Source organism: Streptomyces sp. LaPpAH-108 (assembly GCF_000373625.1).
Taxonomy (GTDB): Bacteria; Actinomycetota; Actinomycetes; order Streptomycetales; family Streptomycetaceae; genus Streptomyces.
In genome coordinates, this window is sequence record NZ_KB891988.1 from 866,788 (window position 1) to 884,785 (window position 17,998).

Annotated in this window: 14 protein-coding genes and 1 tRNA gene; 10 read left to right on the forward strand and 5 right to left on the reverse strand. The window is 71.0% G+C overall.

All coding sequences use genetic code 11. The features are described 5' to 3' along the window. Positions 1-116 precede the first annotated feature (116 nt). The gene (locus B079_RS0110065; protein ID WP_018545670.1) at positions 117-1,034 is read right to left on the reverse strand and encodes a rhomboid family intramembrane serine protease; all 918 of its coding nucleotides are present in this window, start codon (positions 1,032-1,034) and stop codon (positions 117-119) included. 224 nt (positions 1,035-1,258) lie between these two features. Here B079_RS0110065 and B079_RS0110070 point away from each other — a divergent pair, with 224 nt between their 5' ends. After that, complete coding sequence (locus B079_RS0110070; RefSeq protein ID WP_018545671.1) at positions 1,259-2,569, forward strand: hypothetical protein; 1,311 nt, start codon at positions 1,259-1,261, stop codon at positions 2,567-2,569. Between the two features lie 14 nt (positions 2,570-2,583). Here the strand turns inward: B079_RS0110070 and B079_RS0110075 are convergent, their stop codons facing one another. Beyond that, a complete protein-coding gene (locus B079_RS0110075) occupies positions 2,584-3,468 on the reverse strand; it encodes a hypothetical protein (RefSeq protein ID WP_018545672.1) in 885 nt (294 codons plus the stop codon). 98 nt (positions 3,469-3,566) lie between these two features. Between B079_RS0110075 and B079_RS0110080 the strand changes: the two genes are divergently transcribed. The 6 genes from B079_RS0110080 (at position 3,567) to B079_RS0110105 (ending at position 11,821) form a co-directional block, all read left to right on the forward strand. Continuing rightward, positions 3,567-3,908, forward strand: a complete 342-nt coding sequence (locus tag B079_RS0110080; RefSeq protein ID WP_018545673.1) for a chorismate mutase — start codon at positions 3,567-3,569, stop codon at positions 3,906-3,908. A 119-nt stretch (positions 3,909-4,027) separates the two neighbouring features. Then, on the forward strand, positions 4,028-6,511 hold the full coding sequence (pepN, locus tag B079_RS0110085) for an aminopeptidase N (RefSeq protein ID WP_026248543.1): 2,484 nt from the start codon (positions 4,028-4,030) through the stop codon (positions 6,509-6,511). A 215-nt stretch (positions 6,512-6,726) separates the two neighbouring features. Continuing rightward, the gene (locus B079_RS0110090; protein WP_018545675.1) at positions 6,727-8,085 is read left to right on the forward strand and encodes a pyridoxal phosphate-dependent decarboxylase family protein; all 1,359 of its coding nucleotides are present in this window, start codon (positions 6,727-6,729) and stop codon (positions 8,083-8,085) included. Beyond that, the gene (locus B079_RS31640; RefSeq protein WP_018545676.1) at positions 8,082-9,515 is read left to right on the forward strand and encodes a lysine N(6)-hydroxylase/L-ornithine N(5)-oxygenase family protein; all 1,434 of its coding nucleotides are present in this window, start codon (positions 8,082-8,084) and stop codon (positions 9,513-9,515) included. The genes B079_RS0110090 and B079_RS31640 overlap by 4 nt, the downstream gene beginning before the upstream one ends. Positions 9,516-9,924: 409 nt before the next feature. After that, positions 9,925-11,439 (forward strand): hypothetical protein, encoded by a 1,515-nt coding sequence (locus B079_RS0110100; protein WP_018545677.1) that lies wholly within the window; start codon positions 9,925-9,927, stop codon positions 11,437-11,439. Between the two features lie 4 nt (positions 11,440-11,443). Further along, on the forward strand, positions 11,444-11,821 hold the full coding sequence (locus B079_RS0110105) for a hypothetical protein (protein WP_018545678.1): 378 nt from the start codon (positions 11,444-11,446) through the stop codon (positions 11,819-11,821). 87 nt (positions 11,822-11,908) lie between these two features. Here the strand turns inward: B079_RS0110105 and B079_RS0110110 are convergent, their stop codons facing one another. Further along, positions 11,909-13,744, reverse strand: a complete 1,836-nt coding sequence (locus B079_RS0110110) for a bifunctional metallophosphatase/5'-nucleotidase (protein WP_018545679.1) — start codon at positions 13,742-13,744, stop codon at positions 11,909-11,911. Positions 13,745-13,893: 149 nt separating this feature from the next. On the opposite strand from B079_RS0110110, the gene B079_RS0110115 reads away from it, so the two are divergent. Together B079_RS0110115 and pyk are read left to right on the forward strand one after the other, a co-directional pair. Then, positions 13,894-14,586, forward strand: a complete 693-nt coding sequence (locus B079_RS0110115; protein ID WP_026248544.1) for an SIMPL domain-containing protein — start codon at positions 13,894-13,896, stop codon at positions 14,584-14,586. Positions 14,587-14,777: 191 nt separating this feature from the next. After that, positions 14,778-16,214: a pyruvate kinase gene (gene pyk / locus B079_RS0110120; protein WP_018545681.1), complete on the forward strand. Its 1,437-nt coding sequence runs from the start codon at positions 14,778-14,780 to the stop codon at positions 16,212-16,214. Positions 16,215-16,220: 6 nt separating this feature from the next. Here the strand turns inward: pyk and B079_RS0110125 are convergent, their stop codons facing one another. Together B079_RS0110125 and B079_RS0110130 are read right to left on the reverse strand one after the other, a co-directional pair. Continuing rightward, positions 16,221-17,009 carry a hypothetical protein gene (locus B079_RS0110125; protein ID WP_018545682.1) on the reverse strand — a complete coding sequence of 263 codons (789 nt, stop codon included), beginning with the start codon at positions 17,007-17,009 and terminating at the stop codon, positions 16,221-16,223. A 91-nt stretch (positions 17,010-17,100) separates the two neighbouring features. After that, positions 17,101-17,183, reverse strand: a tRNA-Leu gene (locus tag B079_RS0110130). A 93-nt stretch (positions 17,184-17,276) separates the two neighbouring features. On the opposite strand from B079_RS0110130, the gene B079_RS0110135 reads away from it, so the two are divergent. After that, positions 17,277-17,963 (forward strand): ANTAR domain-containing response regulator, encoded by a 687-nt coding sequence (locus B079_RS0110135; RefSeq protein WP_018545683.1) that lies wholly within the window; start codon positions 17,277-17,279, stop codon positions 17,961-17,963. Positions 17,964-17,998: the final 35 nt, after the last annotated feature.

Below are 17,998 nucleotides of genomic sequence, written 5' to 3' on the forward strand. Positions count from 1 at the left end.
GTCCCGTACAACGGCGTACGCGGCATCGGGCGGCGCCTGCCCGACAGTCCCCGACCGGACGCCCCGGCAGGCGCCGCCGCCTGTCCGCAGCCGTCCGGCCGGGGGAGGCGCGTGGCTCAGGCCATGCCGCTCGTGTAACCCGCCACCTTCACCCACGTCAGCACCAGCAGCAGCACCACCAGCGCCGCGCACGCCCCCGCCTGGATCAGCGTCCGGCGCTTGTCCCGGGGCGCGTAGGCGTAGGCCAGCGTCACCAGAGCGCCCGTCAGCAGGCCGCCCAGATGCGCCTCCCAGGACGTCATGAACGCGGAGATCACCAGCCACACCAGCAGACCGGTCATGTACTGGTTGACCGCCCGCATGTCGTAGCCCAGACGGCGCCCCATCACCCAATAGGCCGCGCCCAGACCGAAGATGGCGCCCGAGGCGCCGATCGTCAGGTCGTCCGGGGCGACCAGGAGCACCAGCACCGAGCCGCCCAGCGCGGAGAGCAGATACAGCGCGAGATAGCGGGCCCGCCCCAACTGGATCTCCACCACCCGGCCGATGCTCCACAGCGAGACCATGTTCATCACGATGTGCACCATCCCCATGCCCTCGTCCGGCGGCATGTGCAGGAACGATCCGGTCAGCAGCCGCTCCCACTGGCCGTCCGCCAGGCCCTCCGGGCGCAGCACCGGGTCGTAGGGGTACTGCCACAGGTAGTGCCCGCCGTCCGGCCCGAGCAGCCCCGCGCCCAGCATCCCGAAGCGGTCCACCAGGGAGGGCCGGACCAGCTCGCAGAGATAGGCGAGCACGTTCAGGCCGACCAGCGCGTACGTCACCAGCGGCACCGCGCTGATCCTGCCGCCGAACGCCGTCCGCGCCTGCCGGACCGAGCGCGTCCCCTCCTTCACGCACTCCACGCACTGGTGGCCGACCGCCGCCTCGCGCATGCAGTCCGGGCAGATGTAGCGGTCGCAGCGGGTGCAGCGGACGTGCGACTCCACCGTGGGATGGCGGAAGCAGGTGGTCACGTCGGACTCGGCGGTCACGGCCGGCTCCTCGGGGAAGGACTCGGGGAAGAGTGGGACAGGATGAGCCGGTGGGGCGGCGGCGAACAAACTATCGGACCGGAGCGGACGGTGGGCGAACGGCGGGGGAGCGCCGCCCGTCCGGCTGTGATCAGCTGATTTCCCGATACCGCGTCACCGCCCCGCGTCCCGCGCACTCTTAGGGATGACAGACCCGCGATTCACGTCCGCGCAGGTGGGAGGGCGTGCTGATGATGTCCCGGATCATCGCGCCCACCGCAGTCACGCGACCCGCGCCTGGCGGGCCGCTGCGCCGTGCGCGGATCCGGAAGGAGACGGCCTTGTCCGAGCAGAACGAACAAGCCGAGCGCAGCGTAGGGGAGTTCACGCTCACCGGCCCGCTGGCCGCCGCGCCGCCCGCCGGGTACCGGGCCCCCGAGCCCGACGAGAAGTGGCAGTTGCCGGGCGGCTTCGCCCACGTCTACTACGGCGAGCGCAACCAGGGCATCATGCGGCCGGTGATCGTCGCCGACGGCTTCAACCTCGGCCGCAGCGACCTGGACTGGCTCTACGCGGGCCTCGACCAGGGCCAGTTCCCCTTCCTGACCGAACTGCGCCGCCGGGGCCGGGACGTCATCCTGCTCGGCTTCGACGAGCGCACCGCCTCGATCCTCGACAACGCCCAGACCGCGACCGCCGCCATCATGCGGGCCAACGCCGAACGGCTGGGCGGCACCCGCCTCACGGTGGGCGGCTTCAGCATGGGCGGCCTGATCACCCGCTACGCGCTGGCCAGGATGGAGATGCAGCGCGTCGACCACCAGGTCGGCGTCTACTTCTCGTACGACACCCCGCACCGGGGCGCGTACATCCCCGTCGGGCTCCAGGCGTTCTCGCACTTCATCCCCGTGGCGAACGACTTCGCCCGGCAGATGGACAGCCCCGCCGCCCGTCAGATGCTCTGGCGCCACTACGACCCGAAGACCGGTGAGAGCGGGATCGCCCCCGAGCGCACCCAGTTCCTCGAACAGCTCCAGCAGGTCGGCGGCTGGCCCCGCATCCCCCGTCTCCTGGCGGTCGCCAACGGCCGGGGCGACGGCACCGGCATCGCCGTCCTGCCCGGCGAGACCGTGCTCAAGGTGGACCGGGTCTACCCCGGCACCTCCTTCTCCGCCCAGGCCCAGGGCCGCAACGTCACGGTCGCCGAGCTGAAGCGGCGCTTCCCGGCCGCCGAGAAGACCATCACCACCAGCGACTTCCCCGAGCTGGACGGCGCCCCCGGCGGCACCCTGCGCTCCTACGGCATCCTCGCCGACGCGCTGAAGAAGGCGGGCGCCCAGGTCGACCTGCGGCACCCGGAGGTCTCTTTCGTGCCCACGGTCAGCGCGGTCTCGATCCGCGACCTGGACCAGCAGAAGGACCTGTACGCGAACGTCGACGACCTGCCGCCGGACGAGGCCGACGTCGACGACTACCTCTGCTCCTCCGACACGACGGCCCACACCGCCGTCACCGAGGAACTGGCGATCTGGCTCCTGGACCGGCTGCCCGACTGAGCCCACCGGTTCGCTCAGGTGTCGCACTCCAGCACCGTGCGGCACAGCCCGCACCGCGCCTTGACCCGGCCCCGCACCGGCACCCTGATCCGCTGGTGGCAGACCGGGCAGTCGAAGGAGACACGCGGGCGCCCGTCGGCCCCGGAGGCGAAGGTGTAGCCCGCTTCCGGGGCCGGCGTACGCAGGGGATGGCGGCGGTGGTGGGCGTAGCGCAGCCGGGCCGGGCGGCCCGCCGCCGTCAGCGGGGGCCTGCGCTCGTCGTGCCGGGCCCGGGCGAGACCCTTGGCGTAGGCGTCGGCCGCCTGCGGGCTGGTGAACCACACCGCCGGGTCCTCGTGGAACAGCAGCGCCCGCTTGGCCAGCACGTACCCGAACTCCTCCGGGGTGAGATAGCCCAGCTTCTGCGAGGCGGGACCGTGCTCGCGGTAGGCGTCCAGGAGCAGCCAGCCCGCGCCCAGGTACACCGCCACCGTGTCGGTCAGGATCTCGTTCTCCGCCGTGGTCGGGAAGGCCAGGCCGAGCCGGTGCAGATAGACGTGGGTGACCTCGTGGGCGAGGGCCGCGCCGATGTCCTCGCGGTGGGTGCGGAAGCGGTCGTTCAGCTCCACGAAGTACTCCGGGCCCGCCGCCAGCTCGACGTTCGCCGCCTGGGTCATCTCCCGGAAGCCGACGATCAGCCGGGCGTCCGGCAGCCGGAAGTGCCCCACCAGCTCGCGCGCCACCCGCTGGGCGCCCAGATGCAGGTCGTCCGCGTCCCCGAAGGCCACGTCGGCCGGGGCCACACTGGTCGCGAAGGTCTCCACCACGTCGTACGACAGCCGCTTGTAGAGCGCGGTGACCGCTCTGCGCACCGTCGCCAGATGAGGAAAGCCGTGCTCGACCGGTCCGCCGTTCGCCACGTCCGCACCCCCAAAGACGCCGGGAAGCCCCCTCCACCATAGGTCCGCCCCGACCGCCCGGGAACGGTGCCGGGCCGCGCCCCTTAGGGTTGTCGCCCATGACCATCAGCAACACCGGTACCGGTGACGTCGAGCCCGAGGTCCGCGAGGAGCTGGAGCGGCTGCGGGCGAGCATCGACAACATCGACGCGGCCGTCGTCCACATGCTGGCCGAACGCTTCAAGGCCACCCAGCAGGTCGGCCGCCTCAAGGCCCGCCACCAGCTGCCCCCGGCCGACCCGGCCCGCGAGGCCCGCCAGATCGCCCGCCTGCGCAGCCTCGCCGAGGACGCCCGCCTGGACCCGGCCTTCGCCGAGAAGTTCCTCAACTTCATCGTGGCCGAGGTGATCCGCCACCACGAACGCATCGCCGAGGACGTGGCGAAGCCCCCGGCGAACTGAGGGAGGAGCGGGACACGAAGCCTCTGGTGAGCCGGGGGAAGAGCGGGCGAGGGGCGGACATAAGCCATGTACCGGTCCGCCTCTGTCCGGCACCGGCGGCATCGGGCAGCATGGCCTGCATGTCCGTACTGACGCGCGACGAAGCGCAAGCCCGAGCACAGCTCATCGACGTCCACCGCTACACCGTCGACCTCGACCTCACCACCGGGGACGAGACCTTCGGCTCCCGTACCGTGATCGCGTTCAGCGCGCGGTCCGACGGGGACACCTTCGTCGAGCTGAAGCCCGCCGAGCTGCGCACCGTCACCCTGGACGGACAGCCCCTGGACCCCGAGACCCTGGACGGCAACCGGCTGCCGCTGAAGAACCTCACCGAGGGCGCGCACGAACTCGTCCTGGACGCCGTCATGCGCTACTCCCGCACCGGCGAGGGCATGCACCGCTTCACCGACCCCACCGACGGCGAGACCTACGTCTACAGCCAGCTCTTCCTGGACGACGTCCAGCGCGTCTACGCCGCCTTCGACCAGCCCGACCTCAAGGCCGTCTTCGACGTCACCGTCACCGCCCCCGAGGGCTGGACCGTCCTCGCCAACGGCGTCACCGAACACCTCGGCGAGGGCCGCTGGAAGGCCGCCACCACCCCGCTGATCTCCACCTACCTCCTCGCCGTCGCCGCGGGCCCCTGGCACTCGGCGCACACCGAACACCGCGGGCTGCCCTTCGGCATCCACTGCCGCCGCTCCCTCGCCCCCCACCTCGACGCCGACGCCGACGAGATCTTCGACGTCACCCGCGCCTGCTTCGACCGCTACCACGAGAAGTTCGCCGAGCCCTACCCCTTCGACTCCTACGACCAGGCGTTCGTCCCCGAGTTCAACGCGGGCGCCATGGAGAACCCCGGACTCGTCACCTTCCGCGACGAGTTCGTCTACCGCTCCGCCGTCACCGACACCGAGCGGCAGACCCGCGCCATGGTCATCGCGCACGAGATGGCCCACATGTGGTTCGGCGACCTCGTCACCCTCAAGTGGTGGGACGACATCTGGCTCAACGAGTCCTTCGCCGAGTACATGGGCTACCAGACCACCCTGGAGGCCACCCGCTTCACCGAGCCCTGGGTCGAGTTCGGCGTCACCCGCAAGGCGTGGGGCTACGACGCCGACCAGCGCCCCTCCACCCACCCCGTCGCCCCCGAGGCCGTCGACGACACCGCCGCCGCCCTCCTCAACTTCGACGGCATCTCGTACGCCAAGGGCGCCTCCGCGCTGCGCCAGCTCGTCGCCTGGCTCGGCGAGAAGGACTTCCTCGCGGGCATCAACATCCACTTCGAGCGGCACCGGTTCGGCAACGCCACCCTCGCCGACTTCATCGACTCCCTCGCCGCCGCCACCGAACGCGACGTCCACGCCTGGGCCGACGCCTGGCTGCGCACCACCGGCGTCGACAAGCTCACCGCGCACATCGGCTCCGCCGAGGACGGCACCCGCACCCTCACCGTCGCACACGAGGGCAGCCGCCCGCACCGGATCACCGTCGGCCTCTACGACCACGACCTCACCGAGGAGGGCCGCCTCACCCCGCGCGCACCCCTCGGTCTCGACATCCCGCACACCGGGCCCGCCCCCATCGGCAAGCGCCCCGCCTTGGTCGTCCTCAACGACGGCGACCCCACCTACGCCAAGATCCGCTTCGACGCCGACTCCTTCGAGACGATCCGCACCAGCCTGTCCGGGCTGCCCGACCCGCTCACCCGCGCGGTCGTCTGGAACGCCCTGCGCGACGCCGTACGCGACGGCGAACTCCCGCCCGCCGCCTACCTGGAGACCGCCCGCGCCCACCTCCCGCTGGAGACCGACCTCGCCCTCGTCGAGGGCGTCCTCGCCTTCGCCATCGGCCACATCGCGCTGCGCCACCTCACCCCCGAGGAGCGGCCCGCCGCGCTCGCCACCCTCACCTCGCTCTGCCGCGACCTCATCCGCCGCACCGAGGACGGCGACAACCCCGGGCTGCGCCTGATCGCCGTACGCCACTTCATCGACGTCGCCGCCCACCCCGAGACCATCGCCGCCTGGCTCGCCGACGGCACCGTGCCCGGCGGACCCGAACTCGACCCCGAGCTGCGCTGGCGCATCCTCGGCCGGCTCGCCGTGCTCGGCGCCACCGACGAGGCTGCCATCGCCGCCGAGCTGGAACGCGACCCCTCCGCCAGCGGCCAGGAGGGCGCCGCCCGCTGCCGCGCCGCCCTGCCCGACCCGGAGGCCAAGCGGACCGCCTGGGACGCCATGTTCACCGGCGACGACCTCTCCAACTACCTCTTCAAGGCCACCGCCCTCGGCTTCTGGCAGCCCGAACAGGCCGATCTGGTACGGGAGTACGTCACCCGCTACTTCAAGGAGGCCCCCGCCCTCGCCGCCCGCCGGGGCCCCGCCATCGCCGCCGCCGCGGGCGCCTGGGCCTTCCCCCGCCACGCCGTCGACCGCGAGACCCTGACCCTCGGCGAGACCTGCCTGCGCGAGGACGCCCCGCCCACGGCCCTGCGCCGCAAGCTGATCGACGAACTGGACGACCTGGCACGGGCGTTGCGCGTACGGGGCGAATAGCCGACAGGGGCGCCGGGCGGTGCCCTCACGCGGAGGCCACCCTCCGCGGCACCGCCCGGCGCGGCACTCCTCCCGCCGACGGCAAGCCCGTACACGTACTCCTCCGACGTGTTTTCCCCGCACGGCAGTACCCACGACCGCTCTCCGTCGTTGGACATCGCGGACACCCGGCCCCAAATCCGCCCGGCCGGCGTACCCGCCCCGCAGGAGAGCCCATGAGCACGCCGCCCCTCGCCGCCGGACCGCACGGCCCCGACGCGCTGCGGCCCCTGCTGGAGACCGTGCTCGACGCACTCGCGGCGGGCGCGCGGGACCGGGGCGGACCGCTGCCCGCCGGAGGGCCGCACGCCGTGGACACCCGGGTCGCACAAGCCCTCGGGGACGTACTGCCCGAGCACGGCGACCCCGACGCCCTGCACACCCTCGTCCGCCTCCTCGCCGCCGGGGCCGCCGACCCCGCCGACCCGCTCTGCGCGGGCCACCTCCACTGCCCCCCGCTCGCCGTCGCCACCGCCGCCGACCTCGCCGTCAGCGCGCTGAACCCCTCCCTGGACTCCTGGGACCAGGCCCCCGCCGCCTCCGCATTGGAGGCCCGCGTCACCCGCGCCCTCGCCCGCCAGGCCGGACTCGCCGACGCCCTGGTCACCACCGGCGGCACCGAGTCCAACCAGCTCGCCCTGCTCCTCGCCCGTGAACGGCACGGCACCGCGCTCACCCTCGTCTGCGGGGCCAACGCCCACCACTCCCTGCCCCGCGCCGCCTGGCTCCTCGGTCTGCCCGCCCCGCTCGTCCTGCCCACCCCGGACGGCACCCTGGACCCCGCGACCCTCGACACCGCGCTCGCCGCACTCGAAGGCCCCGCCCTCGTCGCCGCCACCGCGGGCACCACCGACGCCGGGCTCATCGACCCCCTCCCCGAGATCGCCGCCCGCTGCACCGCCCACGGCGCCCGCCTCCACATCGACGCGGCCTACGGCGGCGGACTCCTGTTCAGCGACCGCCACCGCGACCGGCTCACCGGACTCGATGCCGCCGAAACCGTCACCCTCGACCTGCACAAACTCGGCTGGCAGCCCGTCGCCGCCGGACTCCTCGCCGTCGCCAGCCCCGCCGAACTGACCGCCCTCCACCAGCGCGCCGACTACCTCAACGCCGACGACGACACCCACGCCGGGTATCCCGACCTCCTCGGCCGCTCCCCGCGCACCACCCGCCGCCCCGACATCCTCAAGGCCGCCGTCACCCTCAAGACCCTCGGCCGCACCGGACTCGCCGAACTGGTCGACCAGGTCTGCGCCCGCGCCGAGGAGTTCGCCGCCCTCGTCCGCGCCCACCCCCGCTTCGAGCTGTACCGCGCCCCCGGGATCAGCACCGTCCTGTTCCGGCCCGCCCACGCCCCCGACGACACCGTGGCCACCGTCCGCCGCACCCTGCTCCACCAGGGCCGCGCCGTCCTCGGCCGGGCCCGCGCCGACGGCCGCCTCTGGCTCAAGGTCACCCTCCTCAACCCCCACACCCGGCCGGACGACCTCGCCCACCTCCTGAAACTCGTCGAAGGACACACGCCCAGATGACCCACCCCCCACGGCACGAGCCCGCATCCCCCCGCGACCTCGTCGGCATCGGCATCGGACCCTGCAACCTCTCCCTGGCCGCCCTCGCCCACCCGCTGGCCGAACTCGACGCCGTCTTCTACGAACAGCGCCCCGGCTTCCACTGGCACCCCGGCCTGCTCATCGACGACGCCACCCTCCAAGTCCCCTTCCTCGCCGACCTGGTGACCCTCGCCGACCCCACCAGCCCCTGGAGCTTCCTCAACTACCTGCGCGCCCGCCAGCGCCTCTTCCCCTTCTACTTCGCCGAGCACTTCCACATCCGGCGCGCCGAGTACGACGCCTACTGCCGCTGGGTCGCCCGGCAACTGCCCGGACTGCGCTTCTCCCACCAGGTCGACACCGTCCGCTGGGACGCCGCACGCGAGGTGTTCGAGGTCGACTTCACCCGGCTCGACGCCGAAGGCCAGGCCGAATCCCTCGGCCGTACCCGCGCCCGCAACCTCGTCCTCGGCATCGGCACCGCCCCCCACGTCCCCGAACCCCTGCGCCCGCTCGCCGCCGCACCCGGCGTCCCCGTCCTGCACGCCGCCGACTACCTCACCCACCGCGACGACCTGCTCGCCGCGGGCCACGTCACCGTCGTCGGCTCAGGACAGTCCGGCGCCGAGGTCTTCCTCGACCTCCTGCGCCACCGCCCCCAGGGCCGCGAGGGCCTGCACTGGATCGGCCGCACCCCCGCCTTCGCCCCCATGGAGTACTCCAAGCTCGGCCTGGAACACTTCACCCCCGACCACACCCGCTACTTCCACGCCCTGGCCGAACCCGTCCGCGACCGGCTCGTCCCCGCCCAGTGGCAGCTCCACAAAGGCGTCGACGCGGGCACCCTGGCCGCCATCCACGACGAGCTGTACCGGCGCACCCTCCACGGCGGCTGGCCCGACGCCGTCCTCACCCCCGGCGTCCACGTCCGCACCGCGGGGCGCCTGGGCACCGGACAGGTCGAACTCCACCTCGAACACCACGACCAGGGCACCCGCACCCGCCTCGCCACCGACGCCGTCGTCCTCGCCACCGGCTACCGCCAGCGCCCCCTCGACGGCGTCCTCGCCGGACTCACCCCGCACCTGCGCCGTGACAGCGCAGGCCGCCCCCTGATCGACGACGCGTTCCGGCTCGTCCTGGACCCCGCCGTCACCGGCGCCGTCCACGTCCAGAACGCCGAACTCCACACCCACGGCGTCGGCACCCCCGACCTCGGCCTCACCGCCTGGCGCAGCGCCCGCATCCTCAACTCCCTGGCGGGCAAGGAGCAGTACCCGCTGCCGACCCGAACGGCGTTCACGACCTTCGGCCTCGAACAGGCGGCCTCGGTCCCCGGAACCCGGCAGAAAGCGGAATCCCCCATCACCCTCGGCGCGCCCGTAGGGGGATCTGTGCGACCCAGGTGAAGAACCACGGGAGGGGGTGCGAAAGGACACGGGGATATTCCCTACCCCTCCCCCGTATCTCTGTGCGCTGATACCGTCCCGGCATGTCGCTGCAACGGGGGCATGTGAGCCGGGTGGTAGTGGTGGCGGGGGGCATATTCCTCGCGGTCCATTTCCCGCAGGAAGACCCTTTCTTCCGTTCGGTGATCGACTTACCCGGTCTCACCGCGATGGCATTTCTGATCACGGCATTGCACGCCGGACCGCATCAGCGAGCGGCAATTCCGCCCCCGCCCCCGATGGCCGAATGCCGTGAACGCCCAGGGAACAACCGGCCGACCCGTTCCGACGCCGCCGACGGCGAGGTACGACTCGACGCTCTCGCCGCACAGGCCGCCCCTATCCGCGCGCACAGGAGAGGCAGCAGAGCATGACCGTCATCCCGCCACCCGCACCACCCGCCGTTCCCCCCAGCATCCCCGACCCCCGCTTCGCCCGCGACATCACGCGGTATCTGTGCGCCGCCGTCCACACCGACACCAAGCTCGCCCGACAAGCCGTCGAGCAGATCATCGATGAACCGCGCCGTGCCGTCGCCTCCTCACCCGGCGTCGACCTCGCCTGCGTCCTGCGCCACGCACTGGCCGCCCGCCGCCGCCACATCCAACGCGACGTCGTCCTCACCCTGCTGATCATCATCGCCCTCGTCATCCTGCCGAACGCCCCCGGCACCGCACTCTTCGGCGGACTCCTCGTCGCCTGGATCATCGTCGCCCTCGAATCACTCGCCGTTCACTACGGCGTGCTGGCCCGACACCTCAAACGCGAGAACTTCGACCCCGGCAAGGCCCCACAGCCCACCAGCACCCGGCACCGGCACCGCATCGCGGCCATCGAAAGACGCGACCGCGGCAACGTCGTCGTCTTCTCCCCCTACGCCCCCTTCGTCGGCTACGGCACCACCATGAGCACCTGGTCCTTCGCCCTCGACACCGCACGCCCCCAAGAGGGCAAGCAGGTCACCCCCTTCACCGTCCACGAACTCAACGACCACCTCGCCGCACACATCGGCGACCTCAAACTCCCCGGCGTCCACGTCGAGAACCTCCTGCTCGTCAACGGCGCCGACCTCCTGTACGCGGTCGACGACCGCACCCGCGGCGAACTCCTCCCCGACAACGCCGGACCACCCCGCGAGCAGGTCTCCGCCACCCTCCTCCGCGACCTGCGCGAAGACGGAAACGGCCGAGCCCGCCCCTACCTCGCCATCCGTGTCACCGGCTGGAGCGGCGAACTCGCCGCCACCCTCTTCCTGCGCTGCGCCCTCCTGTCCGACGGCAGGATGCTGTTCCTCGAAGCCAGCAACTCCCTCCTCACCCCCGTACGCGAGCGGTACCGGGCCGCCGACCGCATGCTCGACGCCCCCACCGCCCGCCAGTGGTGGGCCCTCGTCGGCACCGCCGCACGACGCACCCTCCCCACCCTCGTCGGAGCACCCTTCTCCGTCCTCGCCGGGCTCACCGCACCTCTGAGCGAACAGAGCAAACAACGCCGGCAGGCACGCGAGATCCGCCACCGCACCTTCAACTACGGAGCCTCCTTCAGCATCCGCGACGCGGCCGGCGACCAGGTCTACTACCGCTACTTCCAGCAGATGGACCGCGAGCTGTACGCCAAGACCGTCGAACACCGCGTCCTCGACGCCCTGGTCGCGTTCCTGGAAGACCACCACATCGACACCGGCGAACTCGTCCAGCGCCAGACCGCCATCTACAACACCGGCCTGTACGCCGCGGGAAACCTCACGGTCAAGGACTCCGCCGTCGGCATCGGAGGCAGCATCGCCGCCGCCCTCCGACGCGGCCAGAGCCCCGCCGCATCCAGCCCCCTCACCCCCCTCAGCCCGCCCGCCCAGCCTGGCCAGCCCATGACTCCAGGAAGGTGACGCCATGCCCGACACCACCCCCGGCCACAACAGCGGCATCCAGAGTGGAGGCGACCTCACCATCGACAACAGCGCCGTCGCCGTCAACCACTCCACCGCCACCAACACCCCCACCCCACCCGACCACGACGCCGCCATCGCCGAACTGCGCACCGCGGCACGCCAGTTGCTCGAAGAATTACGCCGCCACCAGGACCAGTACGAGGACGGCACGGCTCTCGTACACGCCGCCGAAGAGGTCGACACCGAACTCACCCGCGACGAACCACGCCGCAACCGCATCCTGAGCTGGCTCGGCTTCATCGCCCCCGGCGTCCAGGCCACCGCCGAACTCGCCGGCCACGTCGCCGCCCTCCAGAACAGCGTCACCAGCCTGCTGTGACACCCGGGCCGTCCCAGCGGCCTGACCCGCAACGGAAAACGGCGCCGACGGGAAACCCCCGCCGACGCCGTCCACCCGGGCCCGGTCCTAGAACACCGGCGTGCCCTCCCGCGTCAGCTTCCAGTCCACCGACGCGAAGTCCTTCGGGTCCAGCTCACCCTTGGCCGTCACCCACTCCGCGATCCGGGTCCGGATCTCCGTGGACTCCGACCACAGCTCCTTCGCCGAGGCCACATACGGGAAGGCGCCACCGCCGTTCGCCCGGTAGTTGTTCACCGCGAACACGAACTGCGCGGCATCGTCCAGCGGCGCCCCACCGAACGTCACGTTCTTGATCCGCGAACCGGCCGCCTGCGCCACATCGATGTCGTACGACAGCCCGGACACATAGTCGTAGTTGTAGTCCGGGCGGTCGTTCGCGTTCGTCAGCTTGTCCACGTCCACCGGGGCACCCGGCGCGGTCTGCACGAAGTACTCCGCCGAGTACTCCAGGTACGCCCGCACCTGCGCGCCCGTCAGCAGCTTCGCCACCAGCGTGTTGTCGTACACGTACAGGCTCGACAGATCCCGGATCGTCACATCGCCCGCCGGGATCTCACTGGTCCGCGAGAACGGCGACGCCTGCGACAGCACCGGCAGCGACGCGTACGCGGTGCCCGCCAGCGCCGCCTTGACCACGTCCTCCTGCACCTTGTTGATCAGATCGATGATCGGCGCGTCCTTGTACCGCGCGTCCACCGTCGTCAGCGTCTCGGTCGCCCGGCCCACCACCTGGTTGACGTACGCGACCACCTCCTTGTGCTCCGCCGTCAGCAGCCGGGTGATCTTCGGGTCGTCCGCGACCGTCCGCGAGTCCCGCAGCGAGGCCGCGACCGACTCGACCTCCCACTTGCCCCGCCGCAGCACCAGCTCCACGTCGAACAGGGTCAGCCGCTCCGCGAAGCACAGCGGCTCCGACAGCACGACCGTCTTGCCCGACTTCTCGTTGACGACCCGCAGCTCCGGGATCTCCAGATGCGCGTGCCCCACCAGGATCGCGTCGATCCCCGGCACCAGCCGCGCCACGTTCGCCGCCGCGTTCTCCACGTACGGCACCTGATCCCCGTACGACGACGTGCCCGACGTACCCGAGTGCGCCGAGACGATCACCACGTCCGCGCCCATCGAGCGCAGCTTCGGCACCCACTTCGCGGCCTGCTCCTCAAGCCCCTCGAACGCCAGCTTCCCCTGGACGTACGCCTTGTCCCAGATCGCGATGCCCGGATTGGTAAGACCCAGCACCGCCACCTTCACCGGCGGCGCCCCCGGCACCCGGATCTGCTTCATGACATACGGCTGGAACGCGGGCTTCAGCGTCTTCGCGTCCACCGCGTTCGCGCCCAGCAGCGGGAAACGCAGCTGGCTCTCGAACGTGCGCAGCGTCTCGATGCCGTAGTTGAACTCGTGATTGCCCAGCGCCGCCGCGTCGTACCCGATCGCGTTCATCGCCAGCGCCATCGGATGCACCGGGCCGCCCTTGGCGGTGATCGGGTCCACCTTCGCGTAGTAGTACGTCAGCGGGGTGCCCTGGATCGTGTCGCCCGCGTCGATCAGCAGCGTGTTGTGCCGCCCCTTCTCCTCGCGGACCTGGTTCACCAGCGTCGAGATCCGGGACAGCCCCAGCGCGTTGCCCGCCGGGTCGGCGTACTCCGCGTTCTTGAAGTAGTCCCAGTTGAAGACATGGCCATGCAGATCGGTCGTGCCCATCACGGTCAGCGCGTACCGCTTCTCGTGGTGCTTGCCGGGGTGCGCCCCGTGATGCGCCTCGTGCGCGTCGTGCTTGTCGGTCGCGGCCTCGGCCACCGGCGCTCCCGCACCCGCCACGGCCACCCCCGCCCCGGTCACAGCGGACTTCTTCAGGAACTTCCGGCGGTTCAACGACATCGGTGGCCTCTCTCGGCACGATCGGACAACGCGCGTAGATTGTGCCGGGCCAGAACCCGCCGCAACAGACCTCCCAGGTTGCGATCCGGTGACCGATCCCCCCCGAACTCCCCCCGCCCGCACGGGCGTCACATGACACAGTGGGACACATGACCACTCCACCGGCACCCGCACACGGAACCCCCGAAGCACCCCTCCTCGTGGTCCAGGGCGAGGCGGAGTTCGAGACCGGACCCGAGATCGCCCGCATCGGCATCACCGTCGGCGCCCGAGGCCGCGACCGACGCGCCACCCTCGACGACCTCACCCGCCGCAACGCCGCCGTCCTCGACCTCGTCAAGTCCTACGGCGAAGCCGTCGCCGAACTCTCCACCGGCGTCTTCTCCATCACCCCCGAACTCTCCGAACGCGGCCGGGGCGAACGCGTCCGCAGCCACCAGGGCCAGGTCCGCCTCGACGCCGAGTTCACCGACTTCACCGCACTGGCCGAACTCACCACCCGACTGGCCGACTTGGAACTGACCCGCGTCGACGGCCCCTGGTGGTCCCTGCGCCCCGGCTCCCCGGTCCACACCGAGGCCCGCCGCCGCGCCGTCGCCGACGCCCTCCAGCGCGCCCGCGAATACGCCGACGCACTCGGCACCTCCCTCGCCGCCCTGGTCGAACTCGCCGACACCGGCGCCGACCGCCCCCGCGCCACGGCCGCCTACGGCCGCGCCGCCCGCTCCCTCACCAGGGGCGGCCCCGCCGAACCGCCCGAGGCCCTGGACCTGGAACCCGCACGGCTCACGGTGGCCGCACAGGTCACGGCACGCTTCACCCTGGTGCCGCCGCGCCTGTGAAATACGCGGCGCCGGAATGGGCGGCGTAATCGGCTGGGATGAAAGAGTGACGAACTGTTGCGCGAAAAACATCGCTCATAGGAGCGGGGCGCCGCACAATTCAACACTTGTCAATAAGCCTTTCCGTAAAGGTCGTTGAATGGCCATCGGCCCCGGATTCTCTACCCGCCGGTAAGCCCTAGGCTCGAACCATGCGCCGAGCAAAGATCGTCTGCACCCTCGGGCCGGCCACCGACTCGTACGACCAGATCAAGGCACTGGTCGAAGCCGGAATGGACGTCGCCCGCTTCAACCTCAGCCACGGCGGCCAGGCCGAACACGAGGCGCGATATCAGCGCGTACGCAGGGCCGCCGACGAAACCGGCCGCAGCGTCGGAACCCTCGCCGATCTTCAAGGCCCGAAGATCCGCCTCGGCCGATTCGCCGAAGGCCCGGTGATCCTCGAACGCGGCGACACCTTCACCCTCACCGTCGAAGAGGGCGTCGAAGGCGACCGCCACCACTGCGGCACCACCTACGCCGGACTCGCCACCGACGTCACCCCCGGCGAACGCGTCCTCGTCGACGACGGCCGCGTCTGCCTGGAGGTCACCTCCGTCGACGGCCCCCGCGTCCACACCCGCGTCCTCGAAGGCGGCGTCGTCTCCGACCACAAGGGACTCAACCTCCCCGGCGCCGCCGTCTCCGTCCCCGCCCTCACCAAGAAGGACGAGGACGACCTGCGCTGGGCCCTGCGCACCGGCTTCGACACCGTCGCCCTCTCCTTCGTCCGCGCCGGACGCGATGTGCTCGACGTCCACCGCGTCATGGACGAGGAGGGCCGCCGCCTCCCCGTCATCGCCAAGGTGGAGAAACCCCAGGCCGTCGAGGACATCGAGGGGATCGTCGCCGCCTTCGACGGCATCATGGTCGCCCGGGGCGACCTCGGCGTCGAGATGCCGCTCGAACACGTCCCCGTCGTCCAGAAACGTGCCTGCCAGCTCGCCCGGCGCAACGCCAAGCCGGTCATCGTCGCCACCCAGATGCTCGACTCCATGATCGAGAACGCCCGGCCGACCCGCGCGGAGGCATCCGACGTGGCCAACGCGGTGCTCGACGGCGCGGACGCGGTGATGCTCTCCGGCGAGACCAGCGTCGGCAAATACCCGGTCGGGGCCGTGCACACCATGGCGAAGATCGTCTCCGCCGCCGAGGAGGACATGCTCGCGGGCGGCCTCCCACCGCTGACCGAACGCGACAAGCCCCGCACCCAGGGCGGCGCGGTCGCCCGCGCGGCGGCGGAAACGGGCGACTTCCTCGGCGCCCGGTTCCTCGTCGCCTTCACCCAGTCCGGCGACACCGCCCGCCGCCTCTCCCGCTACCGCTCCCCGATCCCCCTCCTCGCCTTCACCCCCGAACCGGCGACCCGCTCCCAGCTGAGCCTGACGTGGGGCGCGGAGACGTTCCTGGGCCCACACGTCGACTCCACGGACGCGATGATCGCCCAGGTGGACGAGCTGCTGCTCCGCTACGGCCGCTGCGAGAAGGGCGACATGGTGGTCATCACCGCGGGCTCCCCTCCGGGGGTGTCCGGCACGACGAACCTGGTCCGGGTGCACCACGTGGGGGAGGATGACAGTCCTCGGTAGGTGTGGTCAGTACTTGGGCCCGACGTGGGCGTCCATGAGGGCGACGGAGGCTTTGCGGGCGACGGAGATGTTGAAGGGGTTTCCGTGCCTGGTGCAGTGCGTCCACTCGACGCCGAGCGCTTCGAGCGTATCGGTGTAGAGACGCCGGATGTCGTCGGAGACGTTGGCGAAGAAGTACCGCGGGTACTCATAGCGCTTGCGCTCGCCGCCGACCAGTCGTGTTGTCCAGTTGGTGATGCGGCACCCGTCGGAGTGCACGAGCCCCCGGACGAACGGCCACGGGTGACCGTCCACGATCTCCTGCTGCCAGGGTTCCAGAGCGATGCGACGCTCATGCTTCTTCCCGGGGCCGTGTTGGGGGAAGAGGCAGAGCATGTGCTTCGAGTAGACCTTGACGTTGCGACAGCCGGTGCGGCGAACGCGGCAGACGGCGTTGTCAGGGAACACCGCCTGCATGGCCGCTTCGCACTCGTCCATGAGGCCGGGCCACGACTCCGCGCACGTGATCATGAGGTTGGGCACGCGGTGCTGGACGTAGTGGCTGATATGGCCGTCGCCCAGGTACAGACCGAGCAGGTAGCTGTACGCCGACTCGTCGAGTTCCCGCCCGTCGCATCGAGGACACGACGGGTCGTGCCGGCCGGGGCACTCGCCCCGCTTGGCGCGGTCCAGGTGTTTCCAGTAGCCGATGGTTCCCAGGGGCACGTCGAGATTCCTGGCCACGTCGGCGTTCTTCGCGCCGCCGCGCAGCAGCGTGAGCGCCCTCTGTCGTACGTCAGTGCCATGGATGTTCACTCGAACACCGTGCGTCACGGGCCACGGCGACACGCAGCAAAAAGCGGAGAACCACGCGAACGTGATCCTCCGCTTGTGTCATCGCAGAGAGTGCCGGGTGCGGGATTCGAACCCGCACGTCCTTTCGGACAGATGTGTTTGAGACATCAGCGTCTGCCATTCCGCCAACCCGGCCAGGCACCCCGTGAGTGTACCGGTTCACTGCACGTCCCCGCTGCTAGGTACCCTGCTAGAAGCAGTGCCCCTGCCCTGGATCAAGGAGCCTCCGTGACCGCCCCCGAGTCGCCCCAGCCCGCAGACGTGTCCGACGACGACAAGTCGCATGTGCCCCCGCTGACGACCCGTGTCGTCATCGCGGAGGACGAGGCGCTGATCCGGCTCGATCTGAAAGAGATGCTGGAGGAGGAGGGCTACACGGTCGTCGGTGAGGCCGCCGATGGTGAGCAGGCCGTGGAGCTGGCCCGGGAGCACAAGCCGGACCTGGTGATCCTGGACGTGAAGATGCCGAAGCTCGACGGCATCTCGGCGGCTGAGAAGATCGCCGAGGAGTCCATCGCCCCGGTCCTGATGCTCACCGCGTTCTCGCAGCGTGACCTCGTGGAGCGCGCCCGCGACGCCGGTGCCATGGCCTACCTCGTCAAGCCCTTCAGCAAGAGCGACGTGGTCCCGGCCATCGAGATGGCCGTCTCCCGCTTCACCGAGCTGCGCCAGCTGGAGCAGGAGGTCGCGGACCTCACCCAGCGCCTGGAGACCCGCAAGCTGGTGGACCGCGCGAAGTCGATCCTCCAGACGGAGTACGGCCTGTCCGAGCCCGCCGCCTTCCGCTGGATCCAGAAGACCTCCATGGACCGCCGCCTGTCGATGCAGCAGGTCGCGGAGGCGGTCATCGCGGACGACCACGAGAAGAAGTCGGCCAAGAAGAAGGACAGGGACAAGGACAGGGACAAGGACTGAGCAGGACTGGTCCATGTGAGGAGGCCCGCGCCCCC